Source organism: Sorangium sp. So ce362, from assembly GCF_051519845.1.
GTDB lineage: Bacteria > Myxococcota_A > Polyangia > Polyangiales > Polyangiaceae > Sorangium.
The window spans coordinates 3,085,832-3,098,437 of the sequence record NZ_CP150332.1 but is presented as its reverse complement, the minus strand read 5'-3'; the positions used below and the strand labels follow the sequence as shown (position 1 = coordinate 3,098,437).

The window sequence follows — 12,606 nt, the reverse complement described above, 5'->3', positions numbered from 1 at the left end:
CTTCAAGGGCAGGCAGCCCGATGCGATCCGGCATGGACGGTGCGCTCGACGAGCGGGTAGCTCAGGCCTGGGCCTTCGGGGTCGCCGAGGCTGCCTTCGCCCGCTTCGAGGCCGACTTGTAGAGGTCGTAGAGGCGCGGGACGGGGTACGTCTCGAGGCGCTTCCTGTAGCCCTGGTCCTTCGACCGGTTCAGGACCGTCAGCGTCTCGTCGATGAGCTTCGCCCGCGTCCCGAACTGCTCCTTCACCGCGCTGAACGTCGCGTGGAGGCGGAGGAGCTTTGTGTTCGACACGTGGTCCAGCCCCTTGGAGCCGCCCCGATCGGAGCTCACGCGCCCGAGCCAGAGATCCTCGGTCGCGAACCCTTTCACGGCCTCGACGAGCTTTGCCTTGTCGCCGAAGCGCTCCTTCACGATTGCAAGCGGATTTTTGCTGGCCATTGCTGAAACTCCCACGGGCAGGCGAGGCCTGCACCGGACATGCGCGAGATGACTCGCACGGCATTGAAGAGGGGGCGCGATCTAGCAGAGCGGCCTGGGTCACCGCAAGGGCGCGCCGCGGATGGCCCCCGCGGGCGGCGGAGGGCGCGCCGGCGGCGGGGCCAGCGCGTCACCGCTGTGCTGGGCCACGGATCATGGTACAGGGCGCGCCGATGCTCAACCTGGGGAGCTGGCTCGTGGCGCTCGTCGACCGGCTCCGGCCCCTCCGGCCGCCCTCGGGCGTGGGCTCCCGCCTCGCCGAGCCCTCTTCCGCCCTGGCGAGCACCCTCCTCAAGGCGCTCTTCCCGGTCGTCGCGTTCATCGCGCTCGCGCCCGTCCTCTGGCTCTTCTTCCGACGCACCTGGCGGGAGCTCGACGTCGAGGCCCACGAGCACCAGCGGCGCACCCTCGCCGCCGGGGGCTACGACCGCCGCCCCGCCGTCCTGTTCACGATCACGGCGGTCGTGCTCATGCTGCAGCAGTACTACGGCGGCAGGGCGGTCTACGACGTGCACATCCGGCCGTGGCTGCGCGAGCTCGAGCTCGCCCAGACGCTCTCGCCGGCCGGGGTGTTCGTGCCGATCTCGCTCCACCGTTACGACGAGCTCTACAGCTACGTGTGGTGGTCGTTCACCCGCGTCTTCGGGTACGTGGCCATCCCCATGGGCGCGTGGAAGCTCTGCTTCCCCAAGGACAGCCTGCTCGACATGGGGCTGCGCGTCCGGGGGCTCGCGAAGCACGCGTGGATCTATGGGCTCTGCCTCGCCGTCGTGGTCCCGGCGGTGTTCCTCGTCGCGAGCGCGCCCGACTTCGGGAGCTACTACCCCTTTTACAAGCAGTCCTCCCGCTCCTGGTTCGACCTCATCGCCTGGGAAGCGATGTACTTCGCCCAGTTCTTCGCGCTGGAGATCTTCTTCCGCGGCTTCTGGCTCGCCGGCCTCCGGCACACCCTGGGCTCCGGCGCGATCTTCGCGATGATCGTCCCCTACTGCATGATCCATTTCGGCAAGCCGTACCTGGAGGCGGCCGGCGCCGTGGTCGCCGGGATCGCGCTCGGCTCGCTCGCGATGCGCACGAAGAGCATCTACTCGGGCTTCCTGGTCCACGTCACCGTCGCGCTGCTCATGGACCTCGTCGCGCTCTCGAACCGCGGCGCGCTGCCAAAATCGTTCTGGGGGACGTGACGCCGGCGAGGTGACGCCGCCGGCCCTCGCGCGGCGGCTCAGCCGAGCGTCCGGGTCAGCTTGCGCATGATCTCGGCGCGGCTCCGGTCCCGGATCTCGCGCCGGTACAGCGCCTCCAGCGCGACGGCGACCGCGCGCGCCGCGTCGCGGTGCTCGCCGTCCCAGGGGAGCACCGCGAGCCGCCGCCAGAGGATCTTCTCCAGGAGCCGGGGCCGGCGCCTGGCCAGCGCGCCGCTCGCGAGCTCGATGACCCGGGCGGATGCGGGGTCGGCGCGCATCGCGCGCACGAAGAAGCCCACGGCGGCGGTGACGCGGCGGCCGCTGCGCATCGCCTGCACGCCCGCGTCGCACAGCGCCTCGGCCCGCTCGCGCGGGGTCGTGGCGCGCCGCGCGCGCTCCCGCGCGGCCTGCACCTCGGCGCTCAGCGCGTCCCGGCGCCGCCGGGCAGGGCGCATCTTGACCATGAGAAACAGGATGAAGAGGGCCGCAACCCCCGCGAGCACGTGTCGCCAGCCGATCTCCATGGCGTCCGCCTTAGTACAGCGCCCGGAACGTGCTCACCAGAGCGAGCTTCCACGCAGACACCGCGGCGCGGCGGACGGCCTCGCGCGGGCGTCCCCGGAATGACGCCGCGGACCGAGGCGTTCACTGCGACGCCGCGTCCCCGCGGCGTTCGTCACGACGCCGCGCCCCCGCGACATTCGTCACGACGCCGCATCGCGACGTTCCTTTCCGCCGCCACGGTGCGGTTTGCGCGAGCAGGCGATCCCAACCTATGCTGAGCCGAGAGATGCCCGTCCAGTCGTCGACCTCCGGCTCCTCCGTTCGCGTGCCCCTGCGGGCCCTCGCCGCCGCGCTCGGGCTCGGCGCCCTCGCGCTTCACCCGGGCAGCGCGCTCGCCGATATCTTCACGTACACCGACGCGGACGGCACGGTGCACTTCTCGAACCGCTCCGCCGGCGACGCGCGGTTCAAGCTGTACATCAAGGGCGACGGGCGCCGCTCCTCGACGCGCCCCGGCGTGACCCCGGTCGCCCCGAGCGACAAATCCCTCGAGCGCTTCAGCCGCTACGACCCGTGGATCCGGCAGGCCGCGACGCTCTACCAGATCCCCGAGGAGCTCGTCCGCGCCATCATCAAGTGCGAGAGCGACTACGATCCGCGGGCCGTCTCGCCCGTCGGCGCCCAGGGGCTGATGCAGCTGATGCCCGAGACCGGCCTCCGCATGCAGGTGCGCGACGCGTTCGACGCGCGAGAGAACATCTTCGGAGGAACGCGGTACCTGCGCATCCTGGCCAACCTCTTCAACGGAGATCTCGATCTCACCATCGCCGGATACAACGCTGGCGAAGGGGCGGTGATGCGGTACGGCGGCATCCCTCCCTACGCCGAAACCCAGGCCTACGTGACGCGCGTGCGGACCTACTATGCGCGCTACCGAACCACCCGGGATACGACGGTAGCTTCCATCGAGCCCTGACGGGCTCGCCCGCCGCGCAGCCCTTCCGCCCGCCAGCCGGAGGCGCCGCTCGACAGCGCAGCGCACACCGCCCCCGACAGGCGTACCGCGATGCTACGATCCCAGGAACCGCTGCCGCTGCCTCTCCCCGGGCAGGCCCCGGGAAGCACAGGCGCACGCGGCCAATCTCCTGACGCTCTCTCTGCTCCGCGCGGGCAAGGGTCCACGACATGACGACCACCTCGAGCCTCATCGAACTCACAAAGCGAAGCCCCGACATCGCGCCCCTCAAGCCGCCGGTGGATCCGGCGTCGCTCCAGCACACGAACCTGCTCGAGGTGCCCGACTTCCGGAGGATCCCGGCGTACGCCGAGGTGACCGACGAGCAGTTCATGGACCACCGGTGGCAGGCGAAGAAGTCGATCACCCGCCCGGACAAGCTGCTCGACACGCTGCGCGGGATGGTGTCGGACGACTTCATCCGGGACGCCACCGAGGGCTTCGCGCACGCGCCGATGAGCGTCCGCGTCTCGCCGTACATGCTCTCGCTGATCGACTGGAGCGATCCGTACAACGATCCGCTACGGACGCAGTTCATCCCGCTGGCCTCGCGCTTCCTGCCGGATCACCCGAAGCTCGGGCTCGACTCGCTGCACGAGCGCGCGGACGCGCCCGTCCCCGGGCTGACGCACCGGTACGCCGACAAGGCGCTGTTCCTCCCGCTCGACACCTGCCCCGTGTACTGCCGCTTCTGCACGCGCAGCTACGCGGTGGGCATCGACACGGACGAGGTCGAGAAGACCCACTTCAAGGTCGACGAGGAGCGGTGGAAGCGCGCATACGCGTACATCGCCTCGCGCCCGGAGCTGGAGGACATCGTCGTCTCCGGCGGCGACGCGTACAACCTGCGGCCGGAGCAGCTCGGCGCGATCGGCGAGACGCTCCTCGGGATGCCGAACATCCAGCGCATCCGCCTCGCCACAAAGGGCCCGGCCGTGATGCCGCAGAAGATCCTCACCGACGACGAGTGGATCGACGCGGTCACGCGCACGGTGGAGCTCGGACGGAAGCTGCACAAGGAGGTCGTGATCCACACGCACTTCAACCACCCGAACGAGATCACGGGCGTCACCCGCGACGCGATGAACAAGCTGTTCGAGCGCGGGATCACGGTCAGGAACCAGTCGGTGCTGCAGCGCGGGGTGAACGACACGCCCGAGACGATGAAGCTGCTGGTGAAGCGCCTGGGGCACCTGCATGTGCACCCCTATTACGTCTACATCCACGACCTCGTCCGCGGCGTGGAGGACCTCCGGACCACGCTCGCGACCGGGCTCATGATCGAGAAGCACGTGCGCGGCTCGACCGCCGGGTTCAACACGCCGACGTTCGTCGTCGACGCCCCCGGCGGCGGTGGCAAGCGCGACGCGCACTCGTTCGAGCACTACGACCGCACGACCGGGATCTCGGTGTTCGAGGCGCCGAGCGTCAAGCCGGGGCAGCGGTACACGTACTTCGATCCGATCGATCAGCTCCCGCCGGAGGGGCGCGGCCGCTGGGCGGACCCGGCGGAGCACCAGAAGATGATCGACGAGGCGCTCCGCGCACCGCCGCGCTGAGGCGGCGCACGAGCACGGGCGGAGGAGGAGCCGCGCGCAGCGAGCGCTCGCGCGCGGGCTCCATCGATCGACGTTCCGGATCGAGCCGCCTGCCAGCCACAGCGCCGGCAGGCGGGCTCGCGCGGGGCCCTAGGCCTCGGCCGGCGGCGCCTCTGCGTAGCGGGCGAGCGCGCCGGCCAGCTCACGCTTCACGCGGTCCACGAGGTCGGGCGGCTCGACGACGCGGGCGGTCTCGCCAAAGCCGAGCACCCACGTGGCGAGCTCCGTCATGTCACCGATGTGCATCGTGAGCCGCACGCCGCCGCCGGGAAGCGGCGTGATCTCCTGAGAGGGGTGCACCTTGCGCGTCCGCACGAACTCGGTCACGCGCTCGTCGAAGTCGATCACGACGCGCCGGGGCTCGCCCCCACGCCAGATGCCGAACTGGCCCTGGAAGTAGTCGTCGATGGAGAAATCAGGGGGCAGCTCGAACCGCTCGGTGACGGCGCACTCCGTGTCGCGCATGCGATCGAGCAGGAACGTGCGCACCTCGCCGCGGCTGACGTGGAGGCCCACGCAGTAGATCGCGTCCTTGTAGAGGACGAGCGCGTACGGGTGGATGAGCACCCGCTCCTCGCGCCCGTCCCGCGAGCGGCGGTAGCGACACCGGAGCGGGCGCAGGTCGGCGACGGACTGGAACAGGTCGTCGAGCTCCTCGGTCCGCGCGGCGTAGTCCTTCGGGGCGAACGGGAGATAGAGGAAGCGCTCCTCCAGCCGCGCGTCGGCGACGCCGGCGTTCGGGCCGCGCCCCGGCCTGCGCGCGACGCCGAGCAGGCGCTGCGCGGCGAGGTCGATCTCCTCGAAGAGGGTCGAGCCGCGCATCGGCTCGAAGAGCCGGCGGGCGGCGAGCAGGGCGTACGCCTGCGTCCGCCGCACCTCGACGCGCCGGGGCGCCTCGCTCGGGGACAGCCGCCAGAGGCGAGGGCCGCCGGGGCGCGTGGCGACCGACACGAGGTCGAGCTCGCGCTTGACCTCGACAAGGTAGCGCCGGAGCGAGCGCGGCGTGACGTTGAGCTCGCGCGCCAGCTCGTAGATCGTCAGGCCGGCAGGGTGCTTCTGCAGCAAGCTGCGCAGCGAGTCGAGCCGCCGGTGCTGCGTGAACGGGCCGCGCGGCCGGCCGCGCTGCGCGCCGCCCTTGGCGTCGTCCTCGTCGTCCTCGTCGTCGTCCTCCAGCGCAGGCGGCTTCTTCGAGTCCGGCGCAGGCGGCCTCTTCGAGGCGGTCGCAGGAGAGCTCGCGTCCGCCCGTGCAGGGGCCGCCGGGGGGCGCACGCTCGGCGGAGGCGGGGCCGCCGTGCTCGGCCTGACGTCGAGCGCCGCGTCCCCCGTGAGCCGCGGCGTCACGCCCGCACGCGGCTTCGAGGGCGGCAGCGCGCTGCTGGAGAACGGGTCGGCCGCCTGGCCGACACGCGCGCGAGGCGCGCTCGCGGCCCCGCTCGAGCCGCCGGCACCCCGCGCGCGAGTGGGCGAGGTGGCCGGCGCTGGGGCACCCCCGGGGCCTGTGCGAACAGCGCGCGCCATCAGCTCAGCGCTCTATCGCATCACCCCCTCCCATCCAAGATGTTTGTCCCGCGCTCCGCCGGCCGGGCGGCGATCGCCGCCCGCGCGCGCGGCGGACGGCTCACCAGGGGCGATCGCGCATCGTCTTCTTGTACTGCTCCTTGTAGAGGTCATGGCACTGCTTGCAGCTCGCCTTCGCGCCGTCGATGTCGCCGGCCTTCGCCTTGGCGGCGCCGGCCTTCGAGATGGCTCCCCAGCTGCCCATGCCGGGCGGCGGCTTGCCGGCCACGTACTGGAGCGCCGCAGCGATCTTCGCGCCGTCGCCGCTCGAGGTCGCCGAGGCCATCGTGCTCTTCATCCAGGCCTGCATCGGACAGAGCTTCTGGCCCTTCGCGCCGCATTCGACCTTCTTCTCGCCCGCCTGGGCGGCGCCGGTCGCCGCCGGCACAGCGGCCGCAGCTGCGGCCGCCGCGGCCGTCGCCTTCGGCGCCGCCGCGGCGGCCGTCTCCGCCGGCTCGGCGGCCGCGACGGCCGTCTCCGCCGGCGCGGCGGCCGTCGGCTCGACGGTGGCAGCGGCCGGCGCGGCGGTCGTCGCCGCCGGCGCGGCCGTCGCCGCCGGGGCTGCGCTCTCGGTCGGCTTGCCCTCGGCCACCGCCCCCGGGGTCGTCTCGTCGCTCCCCTTGCTGTCGCAGCCGAGCGTGGCGAAAGACAGGCTCGCGAGCAACAGCGCGAGCGGCGTGATCGTTCTCCTCATGCAGTCTCCTTGGGTGATGAACAGAGGCGCTCCTTCGAGCGCGACCGAGGGATGCGTGCCGCGGTCCCCGGCTCGACGCGCAGTGTAATCGGGTCGCCGTGCGTCCGCTGCGTTCGCGCGCTCCCTGGCGCCGCCGGCCTCGGGGCCATCCCCGAGGCGCCGCCGCGCGAGGCGATGTCCCACAACGCCCCCGCTCTCCCCCGGTCAGACCGCGCTCGGCGCCTCAGTCGCGTGTGCCCGGCGTCGCGGCAAAGGCCGACCACCGGAAGTTGTCGAGGAGGGCGACGGAGTCGTTCCACGGGTCCCCGGTGTCCCAGAGGACGAAGCGCAGCTCCAGGATCTCTCCCGGGCTGACGTTGCCGTTCATGACCAGCCAGCCGGTCCCGCCGCCGGCGCGCTCGCTCGTGCCGCACCAGCCCGGCTCGCTCGGAGGCTGGGCTGGAGGCCTCGTGATGTCGAACCCCGTCCCGAGGAGCTGGCCGATCCCCGCGCAGGTGGTCGTCGAGCCGGCGTTGGCGCCGCCGCCGCACCCGGTCGGCCCGTTGACGCACTGGGTGAAGAGCCCGGTGCCGCCAAATGCGAGGTTCACGCCCAGCGGATAGACCGACCCGCCGGCGGGCGGCGGGTCGTAGAACGCGAGGTTCTTGTCCGCGGGGTTCGGCGTCTCGCCCGGGAAGGGGTCGAACGTCGAGTCGAGCAGCCCGAGGAAGAAGTCGTTGAACGCGCTGCACACCCACTCCGGGTATTCGGACGAGAGGAAGAACGTCGAGACGCTGAACGAGCTCGCGTTCGTCGGCGCGCGCACGCGGAGCCGCAACATCACGGGATCGTGGGCCGTCGTGCCGCCCTGCGGCTCCGGACAGCCGGGCGCGTTCGGGAGGTTGCCGCCGTTCGCCTCGAGCCAGTCCGCGGGCATGCCGCTCGACGTCCCCATGTCCTGGCCGCCCTGGAAGGGGGCGAAGCTCGGCCTCGTGTTGTTCGGCGACGCCTGCGCGGCGGCGACGCCCGTCGAGAGCACCGCGAGCCGCGCGCCCTGGAGCGGCAGGATGCCCGAGCCGAAGCCCCGGCGGATCGACCGCTGGGCCGCCGCGGGCGCGCCGGTGCCGTCGGCGCGGCGGAAGCTCGCGGAGATGACGCCCCACGTGCGCTGCGCGGGAGACGACGGGCTCGCCGTCGTTGTGGCGCAGAGATCCATCGCCTTCGCGTAGTCGAGCGCGGTCGCCGAGTCGCTCGCGAGCCCCTCGTCGCAAGGAGAGGCGTTGTCGACCGTGCCGTCGCAGTCGTCGTCGACCCCGTTGTCCGCCACCTCGAAGGCGCCGGGGTTCACGAGGGACGGGGAGCCGCACCTGTCCGACGTGGCGTCGCAGCAATCGCCCTCGCAGCTCGTCCACCCGTCGCCGTCCTGATCGGGTGTGTTGTCGACCGTTCCATCGCAGTCGTTGTCGATGCCGTCGGCGCACGCGTCGAGCTCCGGCAGCACCTGGTCAAGGCACGGGCCCCAGCCGAGGCCGCTCGACCTGCAGGTGGAGACCCCGGGGGCGCAGGGGGCGACCCCCTCGGTGCCCGGCGGCCCCTGGTAACACGCCCTCGTCTCGCCCGGCGTGCACGAGCAGGGCCCGTGCGCCGCGACGTCGTGCTCGCACCCGTCCGCCGGGTCCTTGTTGCAGTCGATGAAGCCGCTGTCGCAGGCGCTGAGCACGCACCCGCCCGCGACGCAGGCGCTCTCGCCGTGCCCGAGCTCGGGACAGGCCCGACCGCACACGCCGCAGCTCTGCGCGTCCGTCTCGAGATCCCGGCAGAGCCCATCGCAGCACGCCGCGCCGCCGTCGCACGGGCGCGTCGCCGAGCAGCCGTGAACGCACTCGCCCTCTCCGGTGCACAGCGTGCCAGGAGGACAGTCACCGTCCGTGATGCAGCCAACACAGGCATGCTGCTCCGGATCGCAGAGGAGCGGAGCGGGGCAGTCGCCCTTGGATTCACATCCGGCCACGCAGCGCTTCGCCTCGGGGTCGCACACCTGGCCGGCCGGGCACGCGTCAGGGCCGGGGAGACACGCGACGCAGCTGCCCGTCGCGCGATCGCAGAGCGGAGCGCTCGAGTCCGCGGCGCAGTCGGTCGGGCAGTCGACGCCGCCCTCGCCGCCGCCGCCCCGGGGGACGTCGGGGGCTCCGGTGGCGGTGCAGGACGGCGCCACCCCGGGCGCCAGCGCGAGCCCCGCCAGGGCGGCGGCCAGCCCTCCAGTCCAGGCCAGCGGGCGGCGACGGACAGCGCGGGTTCTGGTCGACATCGGCGAGCGGCTCCCCTCCGCGGGCGCGGCGCCCCCGAGGGGCGCCTGCCCGCAAGGATCGTAGAATACTCCGCCGGCGCCGCGGACGACGGCAGATCCGCGGAGAGGGGTCGCGTCGCTGGACGGGCGATGACGCTTGCGCCGCGCGGCGCAAGCGGCCGGGCCGAGCGGACGTGCGACCGAGACGTCGGTCAGCGCGCGCGCTCGTACAAGGAGAAGGCGCCCTCGCGCTCGATCCGGCGAAACGAGGTGCGCGCCGCGGCAAACACCGGCTTCTCCAGCCGCTCGTTGCGGAGGATCACGTAGTCGTACGCGACGCCGTGGACATCCGGCTTGAACCACTCACCGCGGTTCGACGGCGGCGCGGGGAGACGGCGCTTCAGCTTGAAGGGGAAACCCACGTTGTGCCAGCCATCCGCGCTGAAGCCGCCGCGCATGACCTGCACCCACGAGGAGAAGTGGTTCGTGCCCTCGATGATCAGGGCCTCGTCGGTCCGAGGGGGCAGCGACACGAAGAGGACCTCTGCGCCCGGCGGGATCCGCCCGACCATGCGGGCAAACGGCTCGATCCGCTCGTCGAAGCTCGCATATTTCTCCGAGAGGTGGAGCGGCAGCACGAGCGCGACCGCCGCGGCGGGGACCATCAGGAGGCGAGAGAGGCCCCGGAGCGGCGCCGTGATGGACAGGAATCCGAAGAAGCAGATGAGCGGCGAGAAGCGCCCGCTCACGAACCACCAGTCGAACGGGCGAGCCAGGTGCAGCGGCACGAGAAAATAGCAGGCCACCATCGCCGCGCACAGGACGAGGGAGCGGTGGTTGTGCAGCCGGCCGAGAGGCGAGCCGGCGGGCGTGGCTGGCTCGCGCGTGGGCAGGAAGCCGGAGCGCCGAGCGAAGCTCCAGAGCGCCAGCGACGACGCCGCCGCGAGCAGCCCCCAGAAGAGCTGGGTGTCGAGATCGCCCGATACCGAGTTGAGCGTGTACTCGGGGAAGGAGCGGAGCATCTCGTGCCAGGGCACCCAGGCGCCCTTGAATCGCGGGCCGCTCCGCAGATCGACCATGGGGCTCTCGAAGGCGACGAGCTGCCAGACGAGGAGCGCGACGGCGGGCGCGAAGAGCGGCAGCGCGCCGGCGATCCGCGACCACCGGGGCAGGTAACAGAGCATCAGGACGGCGACGCAGACGTAATAACCAAAGAGGATGAGCGGATGGCTGAGGCCGCATCCGACGCTGAGCAACGCCACGGCGGCGGCGCGCCCGCGGCTCGGCCGCTCGAGATAGGCGTCGAGCGCGACGACGCCGGCGAGCAGCAGCGAGATGCCGACGAGGAACGGCAGGAAGCCGCACGCCCAGGAGAGGCTGAACGCCAGCGGGAAGGTGAGGAGCGAGAGCCACGGGCTGCGCCTCGTCCGGTGCGCCCAGCCGAGCGCCGCCGCGGGGATGGAGAGCACATAAGCGGAGAGCACGATCCGATTCGCGGCCTCGAGATCGACGGCGAAAGCGATGAGGTGCATCAGGACGTGATAGGCACCGTAGGGGGCCGGGCGGAGGCTGAGCTCGTAGAAGTCCTGGTAGCGAGTCCACGGTGCATCGAAGTAATGCCAGATATGGACGGCCGCGAGGTGATTCGGCAGATCGAGCAAGGGCAGGAACCGCACGCGCCATATCGGCACGATGGCCGCGACGGCGAGGAGCGCGAACGTCGCGATGAGACCGCGATCGCTCGCCCAGCGCGGCCCTCGCCGCGGCGCGGGGGGCTCCGCCTCGCCGGCGCGCCGGCGTGACACGGAGGCGGGCGCGCCGACCCCGGGCGTGAGGTCGCTCTCGGGCGGGCTCGAACCGGGCATTTCCATGAGAACGGTGGCCCTCCCCTGCCCTTCGCGTGCGGCGCGAGGCGCGGGCAGGCCCGCGAGGCGATGCGAGCCTTAGCACAGGACGCAGCGCCGATTGCAGCGACGCGTGTCTTCCTCTAGTTTCCCGGGCACCTCGCCAGGCGGACACGGCACGCGATGACACCCACCGGCCATCCGGAGCGGCACGGGGCGCTCCACGCAGCCCTCCAGGAGACCTGAAGCCATGAGGCATCTTGCTTGCGTCGCAGGCTGCGCCGCCGTCCTGCTGGCCCTCTCCTCGGCGCGCGCAGGAGCCCGAGCCCGCCGCCGAGGAGCGCGCCGCCGAGGGGTCGACGCCGGCCGAGGCGCGGGCAGCAGGCGACGACCCAGGTCGGGGACAGCGCCGAGCAGCCCGGCTTCCGCCTGCGCCGTGTCCGCGCCGGGCTGCGCGGCGACGTCGCGGGGCTCGTCCGGCTCGCCATCTCGATGGATCTCGCCGGGGGCGACGAGGAGACAGCGCGCATCCACGAGGCGTGGGGAGGCGTGACGGCGGCACGCGCGCTCGACGCCCGGACCGAGCTCGCGTGGGCGCTCGTGAAGCGCGTCCTCGCTCGAACGCCGGACGAGCAGGCGAAGAACTGGAGCTTCCCCGGCACGACTCTTGAGAGCCAGGAGCTCTGCGGGCCCGCCGCGCTCGGCGACGAGCCGGTCGCCGCGGAGGCGCGTGATGAGCCCTGCACGTACCGGGCGGGCCAGGTGGACGACCGCTTCCGCTACCTCGAGCGGGGCTTCGTTCCGGCGCAGATCGCGAGCAGCGACAGCCACGACGGCTCGAAGGAGCCGGGCTTTCCGCGGACCTATTTCCGCAGCGCGACCGACTCCCCGGCCGCGCTCCAGACGCCGGCCGCCGTCGAGGGCCTGCGGGGCGCGCACGCCATCCCGACGTACGGCCCCCTCATCCTGGCGACGATCGGCGGCAAGACCTATGGTGAGGTGGCGGCGGCGAGCACCGGGAAATCGAGCGAGCTGCTCTTTGATGTCCAGACGGCGAGCTGGTTCGGCGTCGATCGGGTGGAGATCTACCTGAACGGCGCGATGATCCGCCTGCTGGACCCGGAGATGCGGCCGAGCGCGCTCGTCGACGTGCGCGGCAAGGTCACCTTCACGGTGCCAGAGCGCGACTCCTGGGTGGTGATCATCGGCATCGACGGCGACGGCCGCTACGACGCTCCGCTGCCGAGGCCCGACTTCTGCTCTCGTCCGTGCGATCCGGGCGTCCTCGACCCGGAGCAGTGTCCGGCACAGCAGGATTGCCTGCTCGAAGAGGCCGTCTGCGGCTTCCCGATCCCCGGCAAGCGCGACCATCGCCGCCCGGCGCTCGGGCACCACGACGACTGAACGCCGGTCGGGCGGCGCGCGCCCGGATAAGGCCGCGCGAGCGGCGCGCCCGCTAGCGCGCT

10 protein-coding genes are annotated in these 12,606 nt (G+C 72.2%); 4 read left to right on the top strand and 6 right to left on the bottom strand.

All coding sequences use genetic code 11. The features are described from left to right. Positions 1–61 precede the first annotated feature (61 nt). Positions 62–439, bottom strand: a complete 378-nt coding sequence (locus tag WMF17_RS12340; RefSeq protein WP_437602237.1) for a hypothetical protein — start codon at positions 437–439, stop codon at positions 62–64. A 212-nt stretch (positions 440–651) separates the two neighbouring features. Here WMF17_RS12340 and WMF17_RS12335 point away from each other — a divergent pair, with 212 nt between their 5' ends. Beyond that, entirely contained in the window at positions 652–1,662 is a 1,011-nt protein-coding gene (locus WMF17_RS12335; protein WP_437649557.1) for a CPBP family glutamic-type intramembrane protease, read from the top strand. Positions 1,663–1,700: 38 nt separating this feature from the next. Here the strand turns inward: WMF17_RS12335 and WMF17_RS12330 are convergent, their stop codons facing one another. Further along, the gene (locus tag WMF17_RS12330; protein WP_437649555.1) at positions 1,701–2,186 is read right to left on the bottom strand and encodes a hypothetical protein; all 486 of its coding nucleotides are present in this window, start codon (positions 2,184–2,186) and stop codon (positions 1,701–1,703) included. A gap of 251 nt (positions 2,187–2,437) precedes the next feature. On the opposite strand from WMF17_RS12330, the gene WMF17_RS12325 reads away from it, so the two are divergent. Next, a complete protein-coding gene (locus tag WMF17_RS12325) occupies positions 2,438–3,142 on the top strand; it encodes a transglycosylase SLT domain-containing protein (protein WP_437602233.1) in 705 nt (234 codons plus the stop codon). Positions 3,143–3,351: 209 nt separating this feature from the next. After that, positions 3,352–4,740 (top strand): KamA family radical SAM protein, encoded by a 1,389-nt coding sequence (locus tag WMF17_RS12320; protein ID WP_437602232.1) that lies wholly within the window; start codon positions 3,352–3,354, stop codon positions 4,738–4,740. 129 nt (positions 4,741–4,869) lie between these two features. Here WMF17_RS12320 and WMF17_RS12315 read toward each other — a convergent pair whose 3' ends face one another. The 4 genes from WMF17_RS12315 to WMF17_RS12300 form a co-directional block, all read right to left on the bottom strand. Further along, positions 4,870–6,120 carry a helix-turn-helix transcriptional regulator gene (locus WMF17_RS12315; RefSeq protein WP_437649553.1) on the bottom strand — a complete coding sequence of 417 codons (1,251 nt, stop codon included), beginning with the start codon at positions 6,118–6,120 and terminating at the stop codon, positions 4,870–4,872. 277 nt (positions 6,121–6,397) lie between these two features. After that, positions 6,398–7,030: a hypothetical protein gene (locus tag WMF17_RS12310; RefSeq protein ID WP_437649551.1), complete on the bottom strand. Its 633-nt coding sequence runs from the start codon at positions 7,028–7,030 to the stop codon at positions 6,398–6,400. Between the two features lie 223 nt (positions 7,031–7,253). Then, positions 7,254–9,317, bottom strand: coding sequence for a MopE-related protein (locus tag WMF17_RS12305; RefSeq protein ID WP_437649550.1), 2,064 nt, complete (start codon positions 9,315–9,317; stop codon positions 7,254–7,256). A 191-nt stretch (positions 9,318–9,508) separates the two neighbouring features. Then, positions 9,509–11,167: a hypothetical protein gene (locus tag WMF17_RS12300; RefSeq protein WP_437649548.1), complete on the bottom strand. Its 1,659-nt coding sequence runs from the start codon at positions 11,165–11,167 to the stop codon at positions 9,509–9,511. A 237-nt stretch (positions 11,168–11,404) separates the two neighbouring features. Between WMF17_RS12300 and WMF17_RS12295 the strand changes: the two genes are divergently transcribed. Beyond that, positions 11,405–12,544: a hypothetical protein gene (locus tag WMF17_RS12295; protein ID WP_437649546.1), complete on the top strand. Its 1,140-nt coding sequence runs from the start codon at positions 11,405–11,407 to the stop codon at positions 12,542–12,544. Positions 12,545–12,606 lie beyond the last annotated feature (62 nt).

Excerpts from the sequence above, each read along its gene's own strand:
- WMF17_RS12340 (WP_437602237.1), bottom strand. The coding sequence starts at position 439 with ATGGCCAGCAAAAATCCGCTTGCAATCGTGAAGGAGCGCTTCGGCGAC.
- WMF17_RS12335 (WP_437649557.1), top strand. The coding sequence starts at position 652 with ATGCTCAACCTGGGGAGCTGGCTCGTGGCGCTCGTCGACCGGCTCCGG.
- WMF17_RS12330 (WP_437649555.1), bottom strand. The coding sequence starts at position 2,186 with ATGGAGATCGGCTGGCGACACGTGCTCGCGGGGGTTGCGGCCCTCTTC.
- WMF17_RS12325 (WP_437602233.1), top strand. The coding sequence starts at position 2,438 with ATGCTGAGCCGAGAGATGCCCGTCCAGTCGTCGACCTCCGGCTCCTCC.
- WMF17_RS12320 (WP_437602232.1), top strand. The coding sequence starts at position 3,352 with ATGACGACCACCTCGAGCCTCATCGAACTCACAAAGCGAAGCCCCGAC.
- WMF17_RS12310 (WP_437649551.1), bottom strand. The coding sequence starts at position 7,030 with ATGAGGAGAACGATCACGCCGCTCGCGCTGTTGCTCGCGAGCCTGTCT.
- WMF17_RS12305 (WP_437649550.1), bottom strand. The coding sequence starts at position 9,317 with ATGTCGACCAGAACCCGCGCTGTCCGTCGCCGCCCGCTGGCCTGGACT.
- WMF17_RS12300 (WP_437649548.1), bottom strand. The coding sequence starts at position 11,167 with ATGGAAATGCCCGGTTCGAGCCCGCCCGAGAGCGACCTCACGCCCGGG.